The organism is Anaerocolumna jejuensis DSM 15929 (assembly GCF_900142215.1).
Lineage (GTDB): Bacteria > Bacillota > Clostridia > Lachnospirales > Lachnospiraceae > Anaerocolumna > Anaerocolumna jejuensis.
Window position 1 is genome coordinate 1 of the sequence record NZ_FRAC01000071.1, and the last position, 1,489, is coordinate 1,489.

At 31.1% G+C, this 1,489-nt stretch carries 3 protein-coding genes; all 3 read right to left on the bottom strand.

The window, feature by feature from the left end; translation table 11 throughout:
* Nucleotides 1-52 precede the first annotated feature (52 nt).
* Nucleotides 53-250: a hypothetical protein gene (locus BUB77_RS29010; protein WP_073280646.1), complete on the bottom strand. Its 198-nt coding sequence runs from the start codon at nucleotides 248-250 to the stop codon at nucleotides 53-55.
* A gap of 153 nt (nucleotides 251-403) precedes the next feature.
* A complete protein-coding gene (locus tag BUB77_RS29015) occupies nucleotides 404-1,078 on the bottom strand; it encodes a hypothetical protein (RefSeq protein WP_073280647.1) in 675 nt (224 codons plus the stop codon).
* 8 nt (nucleotides 1,079-1,086) lie between these two features.
* A partial coding sequence (locus BUB77_RS29020) for a colicin D domain-containing protein (protein ID WP_139241360.1) occupies nucleotides 1,087-1,489 on the bottom strand: 403 nt, incomplete at its 5' end.

The following is a 1,489-nucleotide window of genomic DNA, read 5'->3' on the forward strand; positions in this document are numbered from 1 at the left end:
TAAAGATTTAAGCTAATTATGATGCTGTTATCACCTTTATAACTGTCTTCGCTTATAAACCTTCCAATTTCTGCGTCATAGTATCTGGCTTTAGCTCTGTGACAGTTATTTCTAGCAATTCTTCATAACCACAAAGGATATGTAAAAACCCTAAATTAGTAATTTCGCTATAATAAAACCGGAGTTGTTCCAGTTCTTTCTGAATATACTTAATCTGTGCCTTTTTCAGTTCTTCATCAATATCTACCATCAGTATCACCCCATACTTTTGGTCACATCATAACTCCTGAATAGCACCAATGCAAGTGCTTATAAAAAAACAAGGTCACAACAGTCGAAACTGTGTGACCTTATATAGTACACATATTCATTTTGTTTTGGTGTACTTTGGTTCTATCAGTTATTAATATCCCAAATTAAATAACCCATACTGTTTTACTAATATAACACTGCCATCCGTTAATTCTTTTACTATAAAGTCGTTTTTATATACTTTTAAATTTATTTTAGAAACCAATTCCAAGCAAAAATAATTAAAATCCCCTAATGTATCTTTCTCAATAAATAATTGTTCTGGTGAAGTCGCCAGTCCCATTATTTCAGTTGCACAAATACCATAATAAGGTTTCAAGCTTTCTGCTAATATACAAAATAATTCATTGAGGAATAGTAATATTTTTTCCTTTTTTATATCATTTTGTGAATCATATGCTTCATACCTATCGAGAGCAATTTTAACTTCTTTCCAATTTTCTTCACTCTCAAAAATTGATACCACTAACGCTATATCTCTTTCAAACAAATTCAATCCAAATGTTAATGTTGGAGAATAATTATTTGAAAGTAAATTTAAAATATCATTCATATCATTAAGTGTTTTATAAGTATTCTCGCACTTCTCAACTACTGTATCAGAATCACCAAAATTCCAAAATGGACTATCAATCCAATATGTGTACTCTCCTTGAATATTCTCATTATAGCTTATTCCCAATTGAAATAATACATTTATGAGATTATTCAATATGTTTTTAATATTATCATTTGATAAATAACATAATTCTATTTTTGCACCCATTAAACCACCTACTTTACTATTGGTAAACTATTAATATAATCCACTGTTCCTGACTTTGTAAGTGGAAATGTTGAAACCCATGTACCATTTTTAATAATTGATACGTCATTACCTGAAATCCAAAACTCACATTCACCGAGTGTCTTCCAGGTACCTGTTCTTACTACTGTTGTATTTTTTAGCGAATTCTGTACAATCTGCTTATACGCAACAGCTCCTTCTTTGGACTTTGTTAACCCATAATCAGCTGCATGGTCAACAAGTTTCTTACCAAGTTGGGAATCTGCAATTTCAGGTACAGTCTTACTCGCTCCCATTGTTAAATTTCCTATTCCACTACCAAGAGCAATATCGCGATCATATATTATTTCACCTGTCTTAACATATTTATATGCCCTTACACCACTAACC

What these genes read in the sequence shown, in the direction of transcription:
- BUB77_RS29010 (WP_073280646.1), bottom strand. Translation starts at nt 250, where the DNA reads ATGGTAGATATTGATGAAGAACTGAAAAAGGCACAGATTAAGTATATT.
- BUB77_RS29015 (WP_073280647.1), bottom strand. Translation starts at nt 1,078, where the DNA reads ATGGGTGCAAAAATAGAATTATGTTATTTATCAAATGATAATATTAAA.